The following is a 21,874-nucleotide window of genomic DNA, read 5'->3' as shown; positions in this document are numbered from 1 at the left end:
CTAAATACAGGTTTACTGCTTTTCATTTGTATAGATAAAAGAAAACTGGACAAAAATGAGAATGAAAGAGGTGGAAATAATGAAAATCTTACATACTTCAGATTGGCATTTAGGACGTACATTACATGGATATAGTTTAATTGAAGATCAAGCATATATGTTAGATCAGCTTATAGAATATATGATACAAGAGAAGATAGAACTTCTTATTATAGCAGGAGATGTATATGATAAATCACTGCCTAATGAGGAGGCGGTAGCTCTTTTTAATCAATTTATTAGCCAGGTCATCGGTAGACTAGAGATACCTACAGTTATTATTGCTGGAAATCATGATAGTAATACGCGTATTCACTTTGGAAGTGAGCTTTTTGCAAGTAAGCACCTCTATATAGTAGGAGAATGTGAAAAGGGCTACCAACAGGTAACTATTGAAGGAAGTGAGACTATAGATGTCTATCTCATTCCTTATATGGAGCCAGCCTATGTACGTGAAATAGCAGGAGATGAAACCATTAAACGCCATGATGATGCCATGCGTTATTTAACAAGGCAAATAGAAAAAGAAAAAAATGATAGGGCCACTTTATTAGTAGTACATGCTTTTGTAGCAGGGGGAGACTTATCTGATTCTGAGCGTAGATTATGTGCTGTTGGAACCGCTGAAATGGTAGGAGCAGATTGTTTTAAGCCTTTTACTTATACTGCACTAGGGCATTTACATAAGCCACAAGCTATAGGGAGTGAGCATATTAGATACAGCGGTTCACTTTTAAAATACTCTATATCTGAAGCAAACCAGCCAAAGTGTTTTGTGAAACTAGAGATTGTAGATGGGCAACTTACTACATTAGAAGAAGTATCCCTTAAACCAAAACGTGACCTGAAAATTGTACAAGGACCTATTGAGGCTATTGTAAAAGCAGGTGCACAGCTGGGAGAAGAAGAGAGACAGGACTATGTGTATGCTAAGATAGAAAGTAAAGGAACGGAAGATGTAGTAGGCCTTTTGAAACAAATTTATCCTTATACACTAGGTGCTGAATTTGTAATGAATAAAACGACTTCTAAAGACAGAGAAAGTAAACAGAGTGAGTTTGAGGCAAGAAAGAAGAAGTCTCTTTCGGAACTTTTTATAGATTTCATGGATTATGTAGGAGAGACTACTTTTGATGAAGAAGAAACTGCTTATATGGGAGAGGTTATTAAGCAGATTGAGGAGGAAAGAAAATGAGGCCTAAAGTATTAACCATGCGTGCATTCGGGCCTTACGGTGGGAGCCAGGTCATTGATTTTACTTTATTAGAAGATATTAATATGTTTCTTATACATGGACCAACGGGTTCAGGTAAGACAACCATATTAGATGCCATTTGTTATGCACTTTATGGGCAGACTAATGGTGGTGAGCGTACAGCAGAAAGTATGCGAAGTAAGTTTGCAACCACAGATGAGCCAGCAGAAGTTACCTTGACTTTCTACTTAAAAGGGGATGAATATAAGGTTATTCGTACCCCTAAATTTGAGCGCCCTAAAAAAAGGGGTGAAGGGTTTACTGTAGAAGAAGGTAAAGCACTTTTATATAAGCTAGAAGAGGACGAGTTTAAGCTTGTAGCGGCAAGACTTCAAGAAGTAGATAGAAAGATAGAAGAATTGCTTGTCTTTAATGTAGATCAGTTTAGACAGGTGATTATGATTGCACAAAACAAGTTTAGAGAGCTACTGACTGCTGATAGTAAAGAACGACAAAAAATTTTACAAGATATTTTCGAGACAGGCATTTACCAAAGTGTAGAAAAGCAGCTAGAAGAAAAAAATAATGCACTTACTGAAGCCATGAAAGAAAAAAACATGGCTTATGAGATGCTGTTAAGTAGGTTAAAGGAAGAAAAGGATGAAAGGCTTATCAGTTACTTACAAACTAAACTACTTAATAATACACCAGAGGTAAGTGAAATTTTACACGACCTTATTAAAGAATATAGAATCTATGAAGAAGCTAATAAAGCTAGAACAATAGAACTTAAGACAGAGCTAGAGAAAGCACAAAATGTTTTAATACAGCAAAATGAAAAACATTCAGCTTACATGCAACTTCAAGAGGTAAAAGAAAAATTAAACAGATTTGTTTTAGAAGAGACAAGCTATAGACAGCTTGAACAAGAAGTTAAAAGCTTACAAAAGCTTCAACCTATTTTAGTTGTAGAAGAGCAGTGGCATAAGGCACAGGAAGAAGAAAAGCAAAATATACAGGCTATTACACTCTTGCATAGAGAAAAGGAAAAAGAGGAAGGGAGCCTTAGTCAGCTATTAAAAATACAGGAAGATAGTAAAGAAGAAGCCGCTAAAATAGAAGCGGACAAAGGTAGATATCTTGCATTAGAAAGTTATTTACCTAAGATAGATAGTCTAGGGGAACTTATGAGTGCTCAGCAAAAATATGAACAGGATAAGCAGAAGCTAGAAATAGAGAAGGAACGTATAGAAAAGATTATAAAAGCTTATGAAATACGTATCAATGAAGCAGAAATAAAGCTGAAAGATAAAGACACTTTAGCAAAAAGCATTCAGGAAGGAAAGGTTACCCTTCAAGCTATAGAATATATATTAGAATGCCAAGGTGAAAAAGCGCGAAAATCAGCAGAGCTTATAACCTTACGTAATCAATATAAAGTTATTGCACAAAACCTAGAAAAGCTTAAAAAAGAAGAGATGCAGTTAAAAGTACAGTATGATGAAGTTACACTAGCATGGATGAATGGACAAGCAAGTATTATGGCAGAACATCTCGAAGAAGGTAAGCCATGTCCTGTATGTGGCAGTACAGAGCATCCACATAAGGCAAAGTCAGGCCAGACACTTGTAAATCCAGAGATTATGAAAAAGTTAGAGACTAAGAGAAGTACTTACATTGCAGAAATCAGCAAAAAAGAAGAAGAGCAAAATAGCATTCTCATACGTGGAAAGAGCTTAAATGAAGATATTACACATCTAGATAAAAGAATAAATAGTTATGTAGAGAAAATAAATCAGTCAGCAGAAGAGATTACATCGACTTATAAAGGGCAAGTAGAAGAAAGATTAGGAGCTAATGAAAGAAAACTTCAAGAAATTGAAAAGCTTACTGGGATGATTGAACAAGATAGAAGTAAAGTGACACTTGAAATGAATACACTTGAGAAAATAAAAGAAGCCATTTATACGTGTCAAACTCAGCTTGAACTGCATAAGAGTAGAGTAGAAGCAATTAGGAGTGAGTTGCCAGAAGGTATGGCAACTCGAGATCAGCTTCTTGCGCAAATGAAGGCTTTAGAGGAGGAGCGAAAAGCCTTTGAGGCGCGTATGCAGCGTCTTCAAGATGAATTAGAGAAGGTTAAAGTACAGCTTTCTAAAATCATTGGTATGCTTGAAGAAAAGGAAAAAGTCTTAAGTGATTTAAAGGCAAAGGTGATAAAAGCTGAAGACAGTTTTAATAAGGCTTTAAATGAAGGACAAATTGAAGATTTACAAACTTATGAGGTACTTAAATTAAAAGTTAATGAATTAGAATCGCTACAAGAGAAGATTAAGGCATATTATACTCAAAAAGCTATTTTAGAAGAGAACAAGAAAGTACTAGAAATAAAGGTAGCTGATTTTCGTATTGAAATGCTTATAGAAGCTAAGGAGCATTTTGAAGTACTTGATAAAGAAAAAGAGAAATTGCAACTTGAAGGAGCAGATTTAGAGTGTCATATTATGCTTTATGAAGAAGTTGAGCAAGGTATAGAAGCTCTTTATGAGGAAAGTAAAGCAGTTGCTAAGAAGCAGCACATTATAGGAACCATGGCACAAATGGCAAAAGGGAAAAATAGTAAAGGTTTATCTTTTGAGCGCTATATTCAAAGTAGTATCTTTGATGAAGTATTAGAAAGTGCTAATCAGAAGCTACGTCCTATGACAACTTCAAGATATGAGCTATATCGTACAGGTGACATGAAGCGTAAAAATGCTCAGTCTGGTTTAGATATTGCTGTTATTGACCATTATGTAGGTCAGACTAGACCTGTCAGTACTCTATCTGGGGGAGAAAGCTTTATGGCAGCACTTGCACTTGCACTAGGTCTTGCAGATGTTATCTCAAGGCTGGCGGGAGCATCTAGCTTAGATACTATGTTTATTGATGAGGGATTTGGAACACTAGATGAGCAATCTCTAGAACTTGCTATTAAAACTTTACTCAGTTTACAAGACACAGGTAGGTTAGTAGGGATTATTTCACACGTAAAAGAACTTAGGGAACAAATTCCAGCACGCCTTGAAATTACAAGAACTAGTAAAGGTAGCTCAGCGCAGTTCAAGTTATAAAAAATACTATCATTACCCTATAAAATAAGGTATATTATAAATAATAACCGACTAGAGGTAAAATCAAGGAGTGGAATTAATGAATAGAACTAATATTATTCATTTACTAGAGAAAAAAATCAATCGTGAGTATATTATAGAAGATGAAATGATGAATAAGCATACAACTTTTAAAGTTGGCGGACCAGCTGATCTTTATGTAATTCCTAGGTCGGAAGAAGAGCTTGTGTATGCTATAGAGGTATGTAAAAGTCAAAATGTACCTTATTATGTTATTGGGAATGGAAGTAACTTACTTGTTACAGATAAAGGTTTTAGAGGTGTCATTATTGAAGTTTATAGGCAAATGTCAGATATTACAGTAGAAGGGAATTGCATTACAGCCTATGCAGGTGCATTACTTTCAAAAATTGCAAATACAGCTTTAGAGCATGGATTAACAGGTCTTGAGTTTGCACATGGTATTCCAGGGACCCTTGGTGGGGCAGTAACAATGAATGCAGGAGCTTATGATGGAGAGATGAAACAAGTTTTAGAATCTGCTACAGTAATCGATGATAAGGGGCAGGTTAGAACCTTATCAGTAGAAGAACTAGAACTTGAATATCGTAAGAGTATTATAAGCAGACTAGGTTATACAGTTATTAAGGCTACAATGTGTCTTGAGGGTAGTGATAAAGAAGCCATTTCAGCTAAGATGAAGGACCTTATGCAAAGAAGACGTGATAAACAGCCTTTAGAGTATCCAAGTGCAGGAAGTACTTTTAAACGCCCAGTAGGACACTTTGCAGGAAAACTTATTATGGATGCAGGACTACGTGGCTATCAGTTAGGTGGCGCACAAGTTTCAGAAAAACACTGTGGTTTTGTTATTAATAAAGATCATGCAACTTGCCAAGATATATTAGATCTTATTCACTATATTCAAGAAGAAGTAAAAAGTAAGTTTGATGTACAAATAGAGCCAGAGGTTAAAATGATAGGAGAAAGATAAAGGATGGAATTTATTATTGTTACGGGTATGTCTGGAGCAGGTAAGAGTACAGCAATTAACTGTTTAGAAGACATGGGATATTATTGTGTAGATAATTTACCACCAACACTTATTCCAAACTTTGCAAGTCTTATCGTAGACAAAAGACAACATTATGATAAGGTAGTCTTAGGGATAGACATAAGAGGTGGCATCTTATTTGATGACTTATTTACAAGTTTAGATGCATTAAAAGTAGCAGGATATGAATACAAAATTATCTTTTTTGACTGTTTAGATGAGGTGCTCATTAAACGCTATAAAGAAACAAGAAGGCTTCATCCTCTTGCACGTAATGAGCGTATTCAGGAAGGAATAGAAAAAGAGCGCCTTATCTTGACAGAAGTTAAGAATAAAGCAGATTATATTATTGATAGTACACATCTTTTACCGAAAGATGTAAAAGATGTGATTTATAATATTTTCACTCAGAAAGCAGATTTTCAAAATCTCATGATTACTATTCTCGTATTTGGGTTTAAGTATGGTGTACCTATAGATGCAGATTTAGTCTTTGATGTACGTTTTGCGCCAAATCCATACTATATATCAGAACTTAGACCACTTACAGGAAATAATAAGAAAGTGGAAGACTATGTTATGAGTTTTGAAGTAACACGTCAATTTACAGAAAAACTTAAAGACATGATAGACTTCCTTATTCCTCACTATACTAAAGAAGGCAAAAATCAACTCGTTATAGGGATTGGTTGCACAGGAGGGAAACACCGTTCGGTCGTTATTGGTAATGCCCTCTATAATTATCTAAAAAAATGTGGTAATGCAGTAACAATTCAGCATAGAGATATAGATAAAGATAGTAAGAGAGGTAAATAACATGAATACAAGTTCCTTAAAGGTCGTAGCAATTGGTGGCGGCACAGGCCTTTCAACTATGCTTAGAGGTATTAAAAAATATACCCCTAATATTACAGCTATTGTAACAGTGTCTGATAATGGTGGGGGATCTGGCATATTAAGAGAAGAGATGAATATTATTCCTCCAGGAGATATTAGAAACTGTATCGTAGCATTAGCCAATACAGAACCGGTTATGAAACAATTGTTGCAGTATAGATTTAAAGAAGGCTCTTTAAAGGGACAGAACTTTGGAAATCTCCTTTTAGCAGCACTTGCAGATGTAAGTGGGAATTTTGAAAAGGCGGTACAGGTAACAAGCAATGTTCTTGCTATAACAGGGAAGGTATTGCCTGTAACCCTTGAAGATGTACAACTTTATGCTACATTTGAAAATGGTATATGTGTAAAAGGTGAGACCCAGATTGTAGATTATAGTAAAGCTAATCATATTATGATTGAAGATATTAGATTAGAGCCAGATAATCCAAAGCCGGCAGAAGAAGTTATAGAAGCAATTGAAGATGCAGATATAATTTTATTAGGGCCAGGAAGTTTATACACAAGCATTATTCCAAATCTACTTATTAAAGAAGTATCAGAAGCTACTAGAAAGTCTAAGGCTGAGAAAGTTTATATTGCAAATATGATGAGTCAGCCAGGTGAAACAACAGGCTTTACTATAGAAGATCATATAGAGGAACTTGAAAAATTTATTGGCAAAAACACGCTAGATAAAGTAATTGTAAATAATGAAGATGTACCAGAAGAATATCTTAAAAAATATATAGAAGATGGGGCTCACATGCTCATGCTAAATGATGCCCATCCTATTTGGCAGACACTTAAGCGTATTGAAGCACCTCTTGTACAGGTGAACCATGAAAAGCAGTTTATTAGACATAATCCAAATAAATTAGCTGAATATATTTTTAAAGATATTTAAATAATAAAGAGTATCTAAAGAGGTGGCAAAATGTCTTTTTCTTCAGAGGTGCGTAAGGAACTTACAGAACTTACGGGTGATGCAAGGCACTGTATGATTGCAGAAATTGGAGGCTTCTTACTCATTGCAGGTAAAATAGAATGTGAAAAAGGAAAATTTAGTATTCAGATTCAAATAGAAAATGAAGCCATTGCTAGAAAATACTTTACAATGATAAAAAAAGCTTTTAATATTAATACAGAAGTCCTATTAATAGCTCATAAGAATAAAAATAGGAAAACATATCTTCTTAAAATAAATAATCCAGAAGATGCAAAGAAAATTTTATTAGCAACAACACTATTAAAGTATGAGCATAATGTACCTATTTTACGTAATCATATGGATTACACAATGGTACAAAGTATTTGTTGTAAACGAGCATATTTAAGAGGCTCTTTTTTAGGGGGAGGTTCAGTCAGCGACCCTGAAAAAGGTTACCATTTTGAATTTGTAACGATTTATTATGAGAATGCAGAGTATTTACAAAATACGATGAAAAATTTAGAAATGGATGCAAAAATAGTAACGCGAAAAGGAAGTTATGTGGTATACTTAAAGGAAGGTTCACAAATTGTAGATTTGCTCAATGTTATTGGGGCCCATATTGCACTTATGCAATTGGAGAACATAAGAATTGTAAAAGAAGTACGCAATAATGTTAATAGGCTTGTAAACTGTGAGACAGCTAACCTTAAGAAAACTGTTTCAGCTGCAGTTAGACAAGTTCAAGATATTGAATATCTAAGAGATACTATTGGCTTAGCAGCACTTCCAGAAAACCTTGAGCAAATTGCTAGATATAGACTAGAGTATTCCAGTGCAACACTTAAAGAGTTAGGGGAGCTCATGGTTCCTCCAGTAGGGAAATCAGGGGTTAACCATAGACTCAAGAAATTAAGTGAAATCGCATGTCAAATAAGGGAACAAAGAGGAGGATTAAGTAAAAATGATTAAAGAAAGAGTATGTGTAGGTCTTAAAAACGGCTTAGAAGCAAGACCAGCAGCATTATTTGTACAAATTGCAAGTAAGTTTGAAAGTCATATTGCAGTGGTAGTAGATGAAAAAAATGTTAATGCAAAAAGTATTATGGGAATGATGTCTCTTGGAACAATTAAAGGGGCAGAAATTGAACTTGTTGTAGATGGAGAAGATGAGAAAGAAGCAGTAGCTGCTCTGAAAGAATTCTTAACTACAGAAGAAACAGCTGAATAATGAATAGGAACAGTGTAGATGAAAATCTACACTTTTTTATTTGGGTGGTAGACAAATAACAGAAGACTTATTATAATATTAGTTGATAATAATTATCCTAAAATAAATAGATAGTGTTTTAATCGATGATAGATGGGTATCTTAATGAATTCTATATAGTATAATGGAGGCTTAATATGGAACAGTTAAATCAAGAAATAAAAGATAAATTAGAAAAAGTATGTATTTGCCGTGGCATTACAAAAGCAGCCATTAAAGCAAGTGTACGTAATGGGAAAAAAACAGTAGAAGACATTGCGGCTGATACAGGTGCTACATTAGGTGGTTGTAAAGGATTTAGATGTAATGCTAAAATCCAAGAGATTATTGAAGGTTATGGAACGGAGTGGAATTAATCCACTCTGTTTTTTATTATATAGGAAATTAGGCGTTCGCTTAAGAAAGGAATATGGCATTAGCCACTTTTTTGTTTTATTTTAGAAAGCTCGTACATATACTAATAGAAATGATAGGAATAGGAGTAGGAGTTATGGCAGCATGCAATTTATTAGTTTATGGCAGTGGAAATTGTGAATTAGCAGCTGTAATTGAAGCAGAAGTAAGTAGACTTTTACAGGTTGAATCTGAAGAAGTGAAGATTTTTGCAAGAGGCTACATCCTAGAAAATAGTTGCTTAGCATTGTATAAGCGCTTCACTCCCTTAAAAGAACAGCTCGGCCAAGTCAAAAAAGGGGGATTATATGAGTATTTTTATGATGGAGCGGAAAAAGTAGAACGGCAGGAGCTCAGGATGGAAAGTAGTGCACATAAGGAGGCTCTTGAAGAATGTGTGCAAATAGGGATTAAAAGGATGAGGGCAGAAGTCATAACATTAGTACTCATAGGAGAGAGCAATGAAACGGGGCTTTTTTGGGATTTCACAGAGGAACATCCTTCTAAACTGACCTATAAAGCATTAGATGAAGTCCTTTATAAATTGGGAAAGCGTAATCATATAAAGTTTGATGTGATTATGGATATACCGATATGGCATGGAATAGAAGTACCTCATGCACTGGCTAAGAACCCTTATATTAAAAGTTTATTTATGTATGAAAGGCAGACACCCCTGCATATTTTTCCTGTTGCATGTTGGATACAGCGTACTTATTTAGAGCAGAAGAATTATTTAGAAGTCCTTTATAAGTATTATTATGTGACGTTGGACCAAGAAAAGTGGAAGGAATGTATGGACAGCTGGAGACGTTATTGGGATAGTCCAGATCATATAATGTGGAGGCAGTTCTATGAGAATTATAAGGCCGTGGTACTTTATACAAATCCAGAAAAGCCAACACAGTATGCTAAACTTTACTTTAGACAACAATGTATCCCTGAGCAGAGAGAGACTATTAGTGAACAGGAGCTTCAAGATTATTTAGTAGAGATGTATCATACTACCTTTGATGACAAAAATATTAAACTTTGGTTAACAGATTTTAAAACTTGCGTAGATTATTATAAATTGTAGATTTTTGGTAGCTATCCATTATATAATGTAGAAAAGTATAAAAAGATATAAGTGTACAAGAAGGAGGAACATCTTGAGCAATAAACTACATTGTATAAAGGGCATAGTGGGTATAGGGGTGCTTGTTTTACCAACAGTCATATATGCTAAATCTCCAGATTCCATTAGAATTGGACTTGAGTCAGTATATAAGGATGCTTATACCATACAGATTAAAAGTGAAAGCCCACTTGCTGTGGGTTATTTTGATGAGGAGAGATGGATTCAGGAAGGTTATCTAGAGAGCGAAGAAATAAATGTTACTTTAGCAAATCAGACATACTATAGTTATGATGAAGTTTATAGTGACTTAGAGGAAGCCTATGCTGTATTAGATGCTTATGATAGTGAAGCAGTTGTAGCATATGTAGAACCAGGTGAGTATAAAATTTATACAACAGATGACTTTGAGGCACAAACAAAAGTACATACGAATAATAATCGCATTCAGATTGCAGATTCTTATGGTGAAATTCTTTTAATTAGTGAGAATAATAATAGTCCATTAGGTTTTAGAGGAAGTTATAATACCTATGATTTTCCTGCAACAGGAGTAGGGAATAGCCGTATCTATAGAGGTGTAATAGAAGTGGTAAAAGGACAGTATAAAGGTCTTACAGCAGTTAATCAGGTAGATATGGAAGATTATTTATATGGAGTTGTACCTTGTGAGATGTCTGCTTCTTGGCATGGAGAGGCCTTAAAGGCTCAGGCTGTTGCAGCTAGGTCTATGGCTACATTCCAATACAATAGATTTTTATCAAGAGGTTATAACTTAGTAGATACAACAACTAGCCAGGTATATAGAGGGATTACTGCAGAAGATTCAAGGTCAAATGCAGCAGTAGACGCTACAAGTGGTGAAATAGCCACTTATAATGGAAAAGTTGCAGAGACTGTTTATAGTGCAAGTAGTGGTGGTTATACAGCAGACTCTCAGTATGTGTGGGGAAATGCAGTACCTTATTTAAAAGCTAAGCCAGACCCATATGAATCAGCAGCAAATCATGTACCTTGGACACGTACAATTACAACAAAAGAACTTGAAAAATGCGTAGCTAATCAAGGACAAAATATAGGTACAGTAAAAGGAGTTAGAATAGAAGGCTATACAACAAGTGGTAGAGTAAAAGCTTTAACTATACTAGGAACAAATGGTGAATATACTGTAAAGAATGAAGCTACAAGAACTTTCTTTAGTGGAAGTAATGAGGGTTCACTTAAAAGTCGTATGTATAAGTTTACACCTTATGACGAGGGGAACCAAGTTACGCCACCTGTTATCCCAAAACCATCTCAGCCAGAAAGTTCTAATAAGGTGAATATCTTAACTTCGGATGGGGCGGTTACATTAGACTTAGAAGGGCTATGGATTGAAAGTGACGCTACTTTTTCTAAAGTAGAAGGAGAAGTATACATACAGGATCAAGATAGTGTAACAAGTAGCATAGAACTTGGTATAGGTGATGCAGCAGATAATACGGATAGAGATTTAGATTTTAAAGAGGATGCCATAACATCAGAAGATGCTACGACTGTATATGGTGATATTACCTTATATGGAATGGGGTATGGTCATGGTGTAGGTATGTCACAGTATGGTGCAAAAGGCATGGCAGAAGCCGGCTTTGATTATGAAGATATTATTATGTATTACTATGATGGCGTTATCATAGAATAAAATAAATAAAGAGTAGCAGATTTAAACGCATTATACGTTTTAATCTGCTACTCTTTTTATTAAATACCTGTATCTTTTATATGACTTGACGAATTTAGGCATAAACTTTAGTATTATAGGTAGAAATTCGAATAACCTAAATGGGCTGAGATAGATTGGAGATATTATGAATACATCAGACTTTTACTTTGATTTACCTGAAGAACTGATTGCACAGGTACCTCTTAAGAACCGTACTGCTTCGAAGTTAATGGTACTTGATCGTGAAACAGGCGCAATTGAACATAAACATTTCTATGACATGATTCATTATTTAAATCCAGGAGATTGCCTGGTGCTTAATGATACACGTGTTATTCCTGCAAGGCTTTTTGGTGCAAGAGAAGGTTCAGGTGGGAAGGTAGAGTTCCTACTTCTCACAAGAAAAAGTGAAAAAGATTGGGAAGTCCTTGTAAAACCAGGGAAAAAAGCACGTATTGGTGATCGTATTGTATTTGGTGAAGGGATTCTTACAGCGACTATTAAAGAAATCATAGAAGATGGTAAGCGTATTGTAACTTTTGAATATGAAGGTATTTTTGAAGAAGTGCTTGATCAATTAGGTGAAATGCCACTTCCGCCTTATATCCATGAGAAGTTAGAAGATAGAGAGCGCTATCAGACAGTTTATTCTAAACATGAGGGAAGCGCAGCAGCGCCTACAGCGGGACTTCACTTTACAAAAGAGCTTTTAGAAGAGATTAAAGCAAAAGGTATTCATATTGCCTATGTGACACTTCATGTAGGACTTGGTACTTTTAGACCTGTAAAAGTAGAGAATGTATTAGAACATGAAATGCATTCAGAATTCTATATGATTGATGAAGAGAACGCTAAAATCATTAATGAGGTAAAAGCAAATGGAGGTAAAGTTATTTCTGTAGGAACAACAAGTACAAGAACACTTGAATCTAATGCAGATGAAAACGGTTTTGTAACAGCAGGCAGTGGATGGACCAATATCTTCATTTATCCAGGCTATACATTTAAATGCGTAGACAGACTTTTTACAAACTTCCACCTTCCAGAATCTACTTTAATTATGTTAGTAAGTGCCTTAGCAGGTAAGGAAAATGTATTACATGCATATAATGAAGCTGTTAAAGAAAGATATCGTTTCTTCAGCTTTGGGGATGCTATGTTCATCAAATAATAAAAGCAATAAAAAAGTAGTGATTGAAGACACTTTATAGAATGTCTAGTCACTACTTTTTCATTTAATAAGTATATTTGACTTTTTATTTAAAGAGTTTTTTCTTATAGTAGCCATCTGCTTGGTAGATAGCTCCGAGAGGATTATGGCAAAGAACTCTATCTTTAACTGCAAATATAGTAATAGGTGCTTCTGAGTGTTTAATAAAGAGTGTATCGTGACCAACACAAAGACCAAATAAAATATTTAAATCTGTCTTAGCTTCGTTTAATAAAAGAGCTTGTCCAATTGGATTACACATAATATCATTTTTTACATAAGTTTCTTTCTCAGGTTGGTCAATCCCTAAGAAGCCTTTAAGAATGGCTCCATTTTTACATACAACAGATACAACTTCTAAACCATGGTGTTCTAAAATTTTAACAAAGGTTTTAGCTTCCTCATGTAAACCTGTACAAAAAGCAAGACCAATACGTTTAAAACCACATTTTTTAGCAAATTGAATTGTTTCTTCTACTCTAGTCCAGTTTGTATTTCCTTCAGACTCTACTAAAGCAGATTGAAGAGCGATTGTTAAATTATCGCCAGTATGTAATTCTTTAGCCTTAGTTTGAAGTTCAATATTTCTACTAGGACATAATTTTTTTGGCATTTTTTCTTCATTTTTTTCTAAGCATCCTCTTGAAGGACATTTTGCGCAAATACTCATAGTGTATCCCTTTCTATAATGAAATAAAGTTTAAATTAAACAATTTTTAAATTAAATAATTCCTAAATAGTTTATGCCATTGTAAATACTAATTAAAATGATACCTACAACCATAGCAAGATAAATTTTATCTACACCTTTGAGAGAAAGTTTTTTAGAAATAACAGGGCCTACTGTTCCACCAATAATACCACCTGCAATCATCATAAAGAATACAGACCATTCAAATTCAGGTACAGCACCTTTAAAGAGTGTTTGAAGAATACTTGCTGCTTGTGAGAAGAAGATGATGTAAATTGAGTTAAGTGCAGCAGTTTTACTATCCATTGCAAAAAATAGGTAAAGTACAGCAAGGTTAATTGGCCCACCACCTATACCTAAGAAAGAAGAAATAGTACCTAAACTAAATCCGATTATAAGAGGCATTATCATACCTTCTACTTGAAGTGGACGAATTTTAGCTTTTTTAAGTGTAAAGATTAAAATTCCAAAAGTAATGATAGCTAATAAGAAAGATTGTACAGCACCAGCCATTTCCGGATTTCCACTAAGTGTTTTAACTATATCAAAGATTTGTTTACCAAGTAATCCACCGATAGCAGCACCAATAGCTAGTATTGTTCCTTTCTTTTTATCAATTTTTACTTCAGAATGCCTGTTACGGTAAAGTGTCATGGTTGTCATTGAAAGAACTGTACATCCTGATAGGAAACTAATGGTTGAAACATTAAGTGTTCCTAGAGAATCTAGTACAGGTTTGATAATAACACCACCACCGATACCACTGATAGCACCTAGTATAGATGCCCCTAAACAAATGAGAAAATAAATGACATACATAATTATACTACCTCACATTATTAATATATTGTCTAAAAATATATTATTATGTATTATTGATTATGTCAAATTTTTTAAAAAATAGCCTATGATATTTTTTGAAAAAGATAAAAAATGTTATACCCTTAGTGTTTAGAGCTAACATCCTCTTCTTTAAGTGTAGCCATCATAAAAAGCTTCTCAATCCTGCGATTTTTGTTAGTGGAGCATGAGGGTGGAGAGGTATTGGACCCGATATTAAGCCTATAAGAAAAGAGAGAAAGAAGTTATAAGGGCTTGCATCAATTAGTTCGACACGTTATACATAGATATGAAGGCGTACTATAAAGCTATAAGAAAGCAGAGGGTGGCTGAAAATAAAATGTTTGAGCTAGAAGTTCAAGATTAAAGAATGGGTGGCATGAAATCATTTCACCTAATAAAGTAGGGAGAACGTGATGAATCAACAAGAAAAATATGCACTTATTACAGGTGCAACAAGTGGAATTGGTAAGGCAATGACCTATTTATTAGCCGAGGAGGGTTACCATTTAATCTTGGTAGCACGTAATAAAAATAAACTTGTAGAATTGCAAAATATACTTATACAGGCGTATAATAAAAAAATACATGTTTTTAGTGTAGATTTAACGCAGATAGGTGAAATAGAGTGTTTAGTAGAGGCTTTAGATGGACAAGCTTTAAAAATAGATGTATTTATAAACAATGCAGGAATAGGGGTATATGGGCTCTTTAGTCATGTAGAAGCAGAGTATGATTTAAGTGTGATTGATACGAACATAAAAGGCTTTACATATTTGATTAAACGGATTAAGCCTTATTTGAAAGCAGAAGCCTGTGTACTTCAGGTAGCTTCAACGGCTGCCTTTGCACCAGGTCCTTATATGGCAGTCTATTATGCATCAAAGGCGTATGTATTATCTTTATCTATGGCTCTTAGAGATGAGTGGAAAGCTGAAGGAATTTATATAAGTACCTTATGCCCTGGACCGACTAAGACAGCCTTTATAGAGAAGGCTCATATGCAAAAGTCTGGTCTAGCTAAATTTACAGCTATGACACCAGAAGCTGTGGCAAAAGTCGCTTATAAAGGGATGAAAAAGCATAAGGCAGTTATTATACCTGGCTGGACGAATAAGCTGGCATGCTTAGCTATGTCTATTTTACCACTTAGCATTACTACAAAGCTTGTACGTAGTACGCAAAAGAAATAAAAGAGGAGGGAGCTAGATGATAACTAAATACAGTAAGAACTTTAAAATTAATTTTAGAGATACGGATTTTAACTATAACCTACGCATGAATGCTCTGGTAGATTTCATGCAGGAAGTAAGTGGAGAACATGCTTTATCACTTGGGATAGATTTTACAACAGATGAAGACCAGAAAGCTTACTGGATTGTATCAAGAGCAAAGATGCATTTAGATACTTATCCAAAATGGCAAGACTATATTCGTCTTGAAACTTATCCAGTAGGACTTGAAGGGCCTTTTGCAGTGAGACGCTTTGATATTTTTGATACAGAAGATAGACAGATTGGCTATATTATAGGCTATTATATCTTAATGGATTTTAAAACACATAGACCATTAAGAGTGAAGAATATGCCAGAGGTTGCAAGTCTTTTAAATTGGCTTTATGAAGGTGAATCACTTCCTAAATTGAAAGCGCCTGTAGAAGTAATAAAAGAGGATACAAGAAGAGTACGTAGCGGCGAAATTGATATTAATAGACATATGAACAATGCACATTATGTAAGATGGGCAACAGATATGTTAGATTGCAGTGAGTATGATGAAAAGATTATTGAAAGTATCCAGACTAACTACACAACATCTCTTGTAGAAGGGGACATTGCAAAAGTAGTAAGGGGTCTAGATGAAGAAGGTAATACCATTATACAAGGAGTAAGTCCTGATGGTGCCATTACTTATTGGACAAGTAAGATTGTATTTAAATAGACATAAGATAATATTTTCATAAAGCAACTTATATATTATACTACTTGTATGTGTTTTATTTTAATAAAACAGAGATTGAAGTAAGGAAGGAAAACAAAATGGAATTTATAGAAATTTTAAAAGCCATTATTCTTGGAATTATTGAGGGGATTACAGAGTGGCTTCCAATTAGTAGTACAGGTCATATGATTTTAGCAGATGAATTTATTCAGTTAAATACATCTGATGCTTTTAAAGAAATGTTTTTTGTAGTAGTTCAGCTTGGTGCCATTATGGCAGTAGTTGTTCTGTTCTGGAATAAGCTTTTCCCATTTTCTTTGAAAGATAAGAAACTAGAAATTAAAAAGGATATTTTTGATTTATGGTTTAAAGTAATTGTAGCAGCACTTCCAGCAGCAGTGATTGGTTTATTATTTGATGATATGTTAAATGCTATTTTCTACAATTACCAAACAGTTGCTTTAATGCTTATTATTTATGGAATACTCTTCATTATTGTCGAAAATCGTAATAAGAATAGAGTACCTAAAGTTGAGACACTTGAAGCCTTAACTTATAAAACAGCCTTGATGATTGGTTTATTCCAAGTACTTGCCTTAATTCCAGGTACATCACGTTCAGGTGCAACCATTATTGGAGCCATTTTAATTGGTACATCACGTTTTGTAGCAGCTGAATTTACATTCTTCTTAGCTATACCTGTAATGGTTGGAGCAAGTTTATTAAAACTATTAAAATTTGGTTTAGCATTTACAGCAAGTGAATTAACCATTCTACTTGTAGGGATGTTTGTAGCCTTTATTGTTTCTGTTTTAGCTATTAAATTCTTAATGGGTTATATTAAGAAACATGACTTTAAAGCTTTCGGATACTATCGTATTGTATTAGGTATTATTGTACTTGCTTATTTCTTAATGAGATAATAAAAAAGGGCCGCATAGCGGCCTTTTTTGATGCATTAGAAATGCTATTCTATTGCCATAAGTATTAAAGGAGAAGCATCTTCAATGCCTAAGCAGTAGGTAAGCTGACCAGTTGATAAGTTATAGCCAGAAATATAATTTCTAAAGCGTAGGCCTAAAGGATCTACAGTAGCAATAAAAAGTGTATCCCCTTTAATACTTAGGTCAATCAACTTACAAGAAGAGGAGGGGAAACGAGTGGTATGCATAGGTGAGAGATTAAAAGATTCATCTAATACACTCGTATATAATACGCCATCTTGCTCACCATATACTAAAGTAGTATGTGCTTGACTTATGACTCCTGTTGTTGTAAAAGGTAGAGGAATAAAAGACTCTACATCAGTAAAAGGATTATAAACTTGAAGTTTGTCTCCAGCTATAAAAAGAGCTATGCCATCTGATGTAAGTGTAAAATGGGTGCCACCTAAAGCAGAGGGGTGAGTTCCTAATTGCTTAGAACTTGTCACTTTTAGTGTAGGTAAATCCACAGTATAAATAAGTGCATTATAAGCATGGGCCTGACCAGCAAGAATAATAAGTTGGTCACCTACTTGCTGCATATGAGACACGTACATAGGACTGAGGTGGGTAGACTCATCTATAATCAGCTGTTTAATTTCATCCGTTGTACGGTTTAATACACGAAATGAGCTTAAGTCACCAGGAAAGGCAAAATACACAAAGTCTCCTGACTCATAATAGTCTTGGAACATCATGGAGAAGTCCTCATTGTTTTTGAGAAAAGCCTTTTTATACTGCCTATAAGCAGCATTAGGTATAAAGCCTTCGCTATAGGGTACAAAGGTTTTATTAGAAACTTTTGGCTTTGAGGAAGTCAAGGTATAGCTCTTAATTTTAGTGTAGTTAATATTTGAGTAAATAATATAAATATCAGTAAAATCCACATTATTATGTGTATTTACGATTAATTCTGTGTATAAGTCATCCTTAAAAGAAAAAAGGCTGAGGATAACTCCAGCCAAAACCAGAAAAAAAATAAAAATTTTATTTTTCATATTACCAATCCTTATCTGGATTAAAGCCGTAAATTTGTAAAGTTTCAAGATATGGGCTACGTCCTATATCTCCAGGGGAAACAAAAATACCACCAGAACTATCAAGGTCAATACCAAACTGATTGAAGGTATGCCATACAATATGTGAACAATGTGTGCTAGATGGAACAGGCTTATTATTTTTCATAGCTAAAATATTATAAGGAATACCTTGCATATTTTCAGTAGCATAGCGTGCAATTTCATCTAATTGATCTTGGTCAGTATCTTTAAGACGCATCATCTTAAAAGTTGGATATAAAGTCCACTTAGAAGCATTTTGTTCCATGCTTACGGTAAATGGTTCTAAGGATTCCAGCACTTTACCACGTACTTTGTCAATAACGATACCAGCATGGCCGTGGCGCCAGTTATAAGTATAAGTAGATTTAGTGAGGAAGATATAGCCGTTATCATAAGGTGCTAGTTCAAAGGCTGCAACTTGTTTGCCTGTTTCATCTTGGACAACATCGATATTAGTTACAGGAGTCATGGCTGTCTTGACAATACGAGGAGAGTTAAGATACTTGGTTTGGAAGCGGAGAATAGTCTCTTCAAAATCTGGTTCTTTTTTTAGTATATCAATCATAGGGGCAGCAAGGCCGGTTTGATGATACAAAGTATTATAATCTTCTTCCGAGAAGCTCGTTTGTTTAAGAATAGGCATAAGGTCTACATACGCTACTTCAGGCACAAAAAACATATTACTTCTTGCATGAAAGCCTAATAAGATATAAATAAGTATAGCAATACCTAAAATACTGCCAACTATTATAAATGATCGTTTTAATTTTTTCATAAAGGAGCCTCCTTATTACATTATCCACATTATAGCAAAGGATTATTGTACAAGAAAGTAGGACTTCCCTATTTAATAAAAAACTAGAAAAATACAAGTGAAGCATATAGAATAAAAAAAGATAATGATGCAAACGAGGTGAGCAGATGATTAAGCTAATTATTTCTGACTTAGATGGAACACTAGCGGATAACAAGGGGCAAATACCAGAAGAAGCCTTTACTGTTATAGAGGATTTAGAGAAGAAGAATATTCATTTTGCTGTAGCTACGGGAAGACAATGTGCTACAGTAGAGAATGACTTTAAATCTGTTTTAGATAAAATTTATGTTATTGCAGATAATGGAGCACTTATTAAACATAAAGGTAAATGTGTCGGTGTGACGTACTTAGAGCAGGAGAAAGCTAGAGAGGTTATAGAAGAAGTTAAAAGGCTAGAAAATATAGAGATGATTATTTCATGTGAAGATACTGCTTATAAAATAACAAAAGATAAGGCTTTTCATGAAGAGGTTTCTAAATATTATTATAGCTTAAGTTATGTACAGGACCAAAGTCTTATTGAGGCATCCATTATTAAGCTAGCACTTTATAATAAAGATGGTATTACAAAGGAGTTTGAAACTTGGCTTAGGGAAAAGTGGGGAGAAGATTTCTCCATTACTGTATCAGGGCGTAATTGGGTAGATATTGGAAGCCTATATACAAGCAAGGGCATGGCTGTTAAAATGCTAAAAGAGCAGTTAATAATTGAAAAAGAAAACTGCATGGCCTTCGGAGATTACTTCAATGATGTATCTATGCTTGCTGAAGCAGAGGAGAGTTATGTTATGGAGCATGCACCAGAGGAAATGAAAGCTTATGGCAAATATAGTTTAGATGAGGGGAGTGTACTTAAAGTTATTAAAGAGAGATGCTTATGAAATTTTAAGAAGAATATGTAATCATTAGAAGTAGTATGGGACAAGTTTGCGGCCGCATATAATACTCCAAAAAGGAGTGATCCACATGACTTACAAGACGCACATTATAGGTGGAGTGGCCCTGGCCATAGCCATTAATGAATATCTTATTCCTATAGAAGGAATAGAATTAGTTTATTATTATGGAAGTGCTATAGTGGGTTCGCTTTTACCAGATTTAGATCATCCTAAAAGCTGGATTAGTAGCAAGACCGTTATATTGCATTATCCTTTTCGGAAACTAGGGCATAGAAAAGCTACACATAGTTTATTTGCTGCCATACTTTTATGGGCAGTACTCACACTACCTTTTGGTATAAACTTCCTAGCATTAGGGAGTTTGTTAGGATACCTATCACATTTAATATTAGATATACTTAATCCAACAGGAGTTCCCTTACTTTATCCTTTTACTAAGGAAAAATATAAAATAGGAAAGATACACACAGGAGATACAGGAGAATATATTGTTACCGTATTACTTATCATTATAAGTGTAGTAATGATTAGGATATAAATAAAAGGTGAGGACTAGTAGTCCTCACCTTTTATTTGCAATAAGCGGCTTTAACCTGTTCGAGTTTAGAGGTTGCGCCTTGAAGTAATAAGTCAGCAATGGCAAGAGCGGCCATTGCTTCTACGACCACAACTGCACGTGCTACTACTGTAGGGTCATGGCGCCCTTCAATAGCAATATCTACGTTTTCTAAATGTGTATTGATCGTATGTTGAGTTTGTGCAATAGATGGTGTTGGTTTGAAGTGAGCACGTAGTACAATAGGACTACCGTCAGAAAGACCACCTAGTATACCACCTGAATGATTAGTACGTTTATGTATAGATGGAGTAGTCTTATAATGTGTGCCAACAAAACCGTGCGATTCATGACCATTTTCGCCATATTGAGGAGCTGTGTGAGTATAGAATGCATCGTTGTACTCTGAACCCTTCATCTGAGCAGAGGCGATGCCAGAACCTACTTCAAAAGCTTTAACGGCATTAATACTCATAATGGCTTGTCCTAAAATGGCATCAAGTCTATCAAAAACAGGTTCTCCGATACCTACAGGCATACCTGTAATTTGGCATTCAATAACACCACCAATAGAGTCTTTTTCAGTTTTCATTTGCCCGATATAATTTATAGCCTCCTCAGCTTTTACCGCATGAGGCATAGAGAGAAGGTTATTAGAAATTTCATTAAGATTCATTTCTTCATCAGATACAGAGATAGGACCTAAAGCCTTAGTGTACGCTTTAAAATGAATTCCCATTTCCTCTAAAAAGCGCATAGCAATACTACCGGCAGCTACTCTAGCTGCTGTTTCGCGAGCTGAGGAACGTCCACCACCACGATAATCACGGTTGCCGTATTTCATACTATAAGGGTAATCGGCATGAGAAGGACGATAGATGTCTTTAATTGCATCGTAGTTGTGAGAGCGGTGATCAGTATTGCGAATCATAAGGCAAATAGGGGTACCTGTTGTTTTACCCTCAAAGAGGCCAGATAAAATTTCTACGTCATCATCTTCTTTGCGAGAGGTAGCGATTTTAGCGTTACCTGGTTTTCTTCTTACCATATTCTTCATAATATCTTCCTTTGAAAGAGGTATATTAGAAGGGCAGCCATCTATAATGACACCTATAGCAGGGCCGTGGGATTCACCAAAAGTGGAAATTGTAAAATGTTTGCCAAATATTGAACCAGACATAAATTA

Annotated in this window: 21 protein-coding genes; 16 read left to right on the top strand and 5 right to left on the bottom strand. The window is 34.8% G+C overall.

Going from position 1 to position 21,874, the window contains the following annotated elements:
- Window positions 1-79 precede the first annotated feature (79 nt).
- The 11 genes from H8718_RS14895 (at window position 80) to queA (ending at window position 12,861) form a co-directional block, all read left to right on the top strand.
- Window positions 80-1,234, top strand: coding sequence for an exonuclease SbcCD subunit D (locus tag H8718_RS14895; RefSeq protein WP_249333501.1), 1,155 nt, complete (start codon window positions 80-82; stop codon window positions 1,232-1,234).
- Window positions 1,231-4,347 (top strand): AAA family ATPase, encoded by a 3,117-nt coding sequence (locus tag H8718_RS14890; RefSeq protein ID WP_249333500.1) that lies wholly within the window; start codon window positions 1,231-1,233, stop codon window positions 4,345-4,347. The genes H8718_RS14895 and H8718_RS14890 overlap by 4 nt, the downstream gene beginning before the upstream one ends.
- Before the next feature lie 79 nt (window positions 4,348-4,426).
- Window positions 4,427-5,341: a UDP-N-acetylmuramate dehydrogenase gene (gene murB / locus H8718_RS14885; protein ID WP_177668466.1), complete on the top strand. Its 915-nt coding sequence runs from the start codon at window positions 4,427-4,429 to the stop codon at window positions 5,339-5,341.
- Between the two features lie 3 nt (window positions 5,342-5,344).
- Entirely contained in the window at window positions 5,345-6,217 is an 873-nt protein-coding gene (rapZ, locus tag H8718_RS14880; RefSeq protein ID WP_177668464.1) for an RNase adapter RapZ, read from the top strand.
- Between the two features lies 1 nt (window position 6,218).
- Complete coding sequence (locus tag H8718_RS14875) at window positions 6,219-7,184, top strand: gluconeogenesis factor YvcK family protein (protein ID WP_177668462.1); 966 nt, start codon at window positions 6,219-6,221, stop codon at window positions 7,182-7,184.
- A gap of 30 nt (window positions 7,185-7,214) precedes the next feature.
- On the top strand, window positions 7,215-8,180 hold the full coding sequence (gene whiA / locus H8718_RS14870; protein WP_177668460.1) for a DNA-binding protein WhiA: 966 nt from the start codon (window positions 7,215-7,217) through the stop codon (window positions 8,178-8,180).
- Entirely contained in the window at window positions 8,173-8,439 is a 267-nt protein-coding gene (locus tag H8718_RS14865) for an HPr family phosphocarrier protein (RefSeq protein ID WP_177668458.1), read from the top strand. The genes whiA and H8718_RS14865 overlap by 8 nt, the downstream gene beginning before the upstream one ends.
- Before the next feature lie 176 nt (window positions 8,440-8,615).
- A complete protein-coding gene (locus H8718_RS14860; protein ID WP_177668456.1) occupies window positions 8,616-8,834 on the top strand; it encodes a (2Fe-2S)-binding protein in 219 nt (72 codons plus the stop codon).
- Window positions 8,835-8,968: 134 nt separating this feature from the next.
- On the top strand, window positions 8,969-9,949 hold the full coding sequence (locus H8718_RS14855; protein ID WP_249333499.1) for a hypothetical protein: 981 nt from the start codon (window positions 8,969-8,971) through the stop codon (window positions 9,947-9,949).
- A gap of 73 nt (window positions 9,950-10,022) precedes the next feature.
- Window positions 10,023-11,669, top strand: coding sequence for a SpoIID/LytB domain-containing protein (locus H8718_RS14850; RefSeq protein WP_249333498.1), 1,647 nt, complete (start codon window positions 10,023-10,025; stop codon window positions 11,667-11,669).
- A 166-nt stretch (window positions 11,670-11,835) separates the two neighbouring features.
- Window positions 11,836-12,861, top strand: a complete 1,026-nt coding sequence (gene queA / locus H8718_RS14845) for a tRNA preQ1(34) S-adenosylmethionine ribosyltransferase-isomerase QueA (protein WP_177668452.1) — start codon at window positions 11,836-11,838, stop codon at window positions 12,859-12,861.
- Window positions 12,862-12,946: 85 nt separating this feature from the next.
- Here queA and H8718_RS14840 read toward each other — a convergent pair whose 3' ends face one another.
- Together H8718_RS14840 and H8718_RS14835 are read right to left on the bottom strand one after the other, a co-directional pair.
- On the bottom strand, window positions 12,947-13,570 hold the full coding sequence (locus tag H8718_RS14840) for a DUF1847 domain-containing protein (protein WP_249333497.1): 624 nt from the start codon (window positions 13,568-13,570) through the stop codon (window positions 12,947-12,949).
- 51 nt (window positions 13,571-13,621) lie between these two features.
- A complete protein-coding gene (locus H8718_RS14835; RefSeq protein WP_249333496.1) occupies window positions 13,622-14,410 on the bottom strand; it encodes a sulfite exporter TauE/SafE family protein in 789 nt (262 codons plus the stop codon).
- A 437-nt stretch (window positions 14,411-14,847) separates the two neighbouring features.
- On the opposite strand from H8718_RS14835, the gene H8718_RS14830 reads away from it, so the two are divergent.
- The 3 genes from H8718_RS14830 to H8718_RS14820 all read left to right on the top strand — a co-directional run bounded on the left by H8718_RS14830 (window position 14,848) and on the right by H8718_RS14820 (window position 17,295).
- On the top strand, window positions 14,848-15,624 hold the full coding sequence (locus H8718_RS14830; protein ID WP_177668447.1) for an SDR family NAD(P)-dependent oxidoreductase: 777 nt from the start codon (window positions 14,848-14,850) through the stop codon (window positions 15,622-15,624).
- Window positions 15,625-15,640: 16 nt separating this feature from the next.
- Entirely contained in the window at window positions 15,641-16,372 is a 732-nt protein-coding gene (locus H8718_RS14825) for an acyl-[acyl-carrier-protein] thioesterase (RefSeq protein ID WP_177668445.1), read from the top strand.
- A 98-nt stretch (window positions 16,373-16,470) separates the two neighbouring features.
- On the top strand, window positions 16,471-17,295 hold the full coding sequence (locus H8718_RS14820; protein ID WP_249333495.1) for an undecaprenyl-diphosphate phosphatase: 825 nt from the start codon (window positions 16,471-16,473) through the stop codon (window positions 17,293-17,295).
- A gap of 44 nt (window positions 17,296-17,339) precedes the next feature.
- Here H8718_RS14820 and H8718_RS14815 read toward each other — a convergent pair whose 3' ends face one another.
- Window positions 17,340-18,176: a hypothetical protein gene (locus H8718_RS14815; protein WP_249333494.1), complete on the bottom strand. Its 837-nt coding sequence runs from the start codon at window positions 18,174-18,176 to the stop codon at window positions 17,340-17,342.
- Window positions 18,177-18,354: 178 nt separating this feature from the next.
- Window positions 18,355-19,191, bottom strand: coding sequence for a hypothetical protein (locus H8718_RS14810; protein ID WP_249333493.1), 837 nt, complete (start codon window positions 19,189-19,191; stop codon window positions 18,355-18,357).
- A 146-nt stretch (window positions 19,192-19,337) separates the two neighbouring features.
- Here H8718_RS14810 and H8718_RS14805 point away from each other — a divergent pair, with 146 nt between their 5' ends.
- Both H8718_RS14805 and H8718_RS14800 read left to right on the top strand, forming a co-directional pair.
- Window positions 19,338-20,114, top strand: a complete 777-nt coding sequence (locus H8718_RS14805) for an HAD family hydrolase (RefSeq protein ID WP_249333492.1) — start codon at window positions 19,338-19,340, stop codon at window positions 20,112-20,114.
- Window positions 20,115-20,199: 85 nt separating this feature from the next.
- Window positions 20,200-20,670: a metal-dependent hydrolase gene (locus H8718_RS14800; protein ID WP_249333491.1), complete on the top strand. Its 471-nt coding sequence runs from the start codon at window positions 20,200-20,202 to the stop codon at window positions 20,668-20,670.
- A 31-nt stretch (window positions 20,671-20,701) separates the two neighbouring features.
- On the opposite strand, the gene aroC is transcribed toward H8718_RS14800, so the two are convergent.
- On the bottom strand, window positions 20,702-21,868 hold the full coding sequence (gene aroC / locus H8718_RS14795; protein ID WP_249333490.1) for a chorismate synthase: 1,167 nt from the start codon (window positions 21,866-21,868) through the stop codon (window positions 20,702-20,704).
- Between the last annotated feature and the right edge of the window lie 6 nt (window positions 21,869-21,874).

The sequence above is a fragment of the Zhenhengia yiwuensis genome (assembly GCF_014384995.1).
GTDB lineage: Bacteria > Bacillota > Clostridia > Lachnospirales > Cellulosilyticaceae > Zhenhengia > Zhenhengia yiwuensis.
This window is presented reverse-complemented; position numbering and strand designations above follow the sequence as displayed.

Excerpts from the sequence above, each read along its gene's own strand:
- H8718_RS14860 (WP_177668456.1), top strand. The coding sequence starts at position 8,616 with ATGGAACAGTTAAATCAAGAAATAAAAGATAAATTAGAAAAAGTATGT.
- H8718_RS14840 (WP_249333497.1), bottom strand. The coding sequence starts at position 13,570 with ATGAGTATTTGCGCAAAATGTCCTTCAAGAGGATGCTTAGAAAAAAAT.
- H8718_RS14830 (WP_177668447.1), top strand. The coding sequence starts at position 14,848 with ATGAATCAACAAGAAAAATATGCACTTATTACAGGTGCAACAAGTGGA.
- aroC (WP_249333490.1), bottom strand. The coding sequence starts at position 21,868 with ATGTCTGGTTCAATATTTGGCAAACATTTTACAATTTCCACTTTTGGT.
- H8718_RS14820 (WP_249333495.1), top strand. The coding sequence starts at position 16,471 with ATGGAATTTATAGAAATTTTAAAAGCCATTATTCTTGGAATTATTGAG.
- H8718_RS14810 (WP_249333493.1), bottom strand. The coding sequence starts at position 19,191 with ATGAAAAAATTAAAACGATCATTTATAATAGTTGGCAGTATTTTAGGT.
- rapZ (WP_177668464.1), top strand. The coding sequence starts at position 5,345 with ATGGAATTTATTATTGTTACGGGTATGTCTGGAGCAGGTAAGAGTACA.
- queA (WP_177668452.1), top strand. The coding sequence starts at position 11,836 with ATGAATACATCAGACTTTTACTTTGATTTACCTGAAGAACTGATTGCA.
- whiA (WP_177668460.1), top strand. The coding sequence starts at position 7,215 with ATGTCTTTTTCTTCAGAGGTGCGTAAGGAACTTACAGAACTTACGGGT.
- H8718_RS14805 (WP_249333492.1), top strand. The coding sequence starts at position 19,338 with ATGATTAAGCTAATTATTTCTGACTTAGATGGAACACTAGCGGATAAC.
- H8718_RS14835 (WP_249333496.1), bottom strand. The coding sequence starts at position 14,410 with ATGTATGTCATTTATTTTCTCATTTGTTTAGGGGCATCTATACTAGGT.
- H8718_RS14875 (WP_177668462.1), top strand. The coding sequence starts at position 6,219 with ATGAATACAAGTTCCTTAAAGGTCGTAGCAATTGGTGGCGGCACAGGC.
- H8718_RS14865 (WP_177668458.1), top strand. The coding sequence starts at position 8,173 with ATGATTAAAGAAAGAGTATGTGTAGGTCTTAAAAACGGCTTAGAAGCA.
- murB (WP_177668466.1), top strand. The coding sequence starts at position 4,427 with ATGAATAGAACTAATATTATTCATTTACTAGAGAAAAAAATCAATCGT.
- H8718_RS14855 (WP_249333499.1), top strand. The coding sequence starts at position 8,969 with ATGGCAGCATGCAATTTATTAGTTTATGGCAGTGGAAATTGTGAATTA.
- H8718_RS14800 (WP_249333491.1), top strand. The coding sequence starts at position 20,200 with ATGACTTACAAGACGCACATTATAGGTGGAGTGGCCCTGGCCATAGCC.
- H8718_RS14825 (WP_177668445.1), top strand. The coding sequence starts at position 15,641 with ATGATAACTAAATACAGTAAGAACTTTAAAATTAATTTTAGAGATACG.
- H8718_RS14890 (WP_249333500.1), top strand. The coding sequence starts at position 1,231 with ATGAGGCCTAAAGTATTAACCATGCGTGCATTCGGGCCTTACGGTGGG.
- H8718_RS14895 (WP_249333501.1), top strand. The coding sequence starts at position 80 with ATGAAAATCTTACATACTTCAGATTGGCATTTAGGACGTACATTACAT.